The organism is Streptomyces sp. S6, assembly GCF_054880855.1.
Map to the genome: position 1 here is coordinate 1 of NZ_JBTYMC010000750.1, position 543 is coordinate 543.

1 pseudogene is annotated in these 543 nt (G+C 77.0%); it reads left to right on the plus strand.

Annotation, left to right across the window (positions count from 1 at the left end):
* A pseudogene (locus ACVNF4_RS36850) lies at positions 1-543 on the plus strand (LuxR family transcriptional regulator); the annotation flags it as partial.

Below are 543 nucleotides of genomic sequence, written 5' to 3' on the forward strand. Positions count from 1 at the left end.
GAGCGCGCCGTCCTGCACCGGCGCGCCGCCGAGCTGCTGTACGAGGAGGGCGGCGCCCCCGTCGTCGGCGTCGCCCGCCACCTCGTCGAGGCGGGCACGGCCACCGCGCCCTGGGCGGTGGACCAGCTCCGGGAGGCCGCCGAACGGCACCTGGCCGCCAGCCGGCCCGCCGAGGCCAGGCTGTGCCTCGAAGTTGCCCTGCGGCACTGCCGGGACGACGGCGAGCAGCTGCGCCTCAAGGCTCTGCTGGCCGGCGCCACCTGGGTGCTGGACCCCACCATGGGCGCGCGTCACCTCGTCGAACTCGCCGGCGCCCTGCGGGACGGCAAGCTGCCCGACCAGTACGCCCTCGTGCTCGTCAAGTACCTGCTGTGGCACGGACGGTACGTCGAGGCGGCGGACGCCGTCGAGCGGATCGGCCGCCGTGACGCGGGCACGACCGATCCGCTGGCCGCCGCCGAGGCCCGCGCCACCCGCGAACTCCTCTCCGTCACCTACCCCGGTCTGGTGCCCGGTGAGAGGGCCGCCGCCGACGCCGGCCGG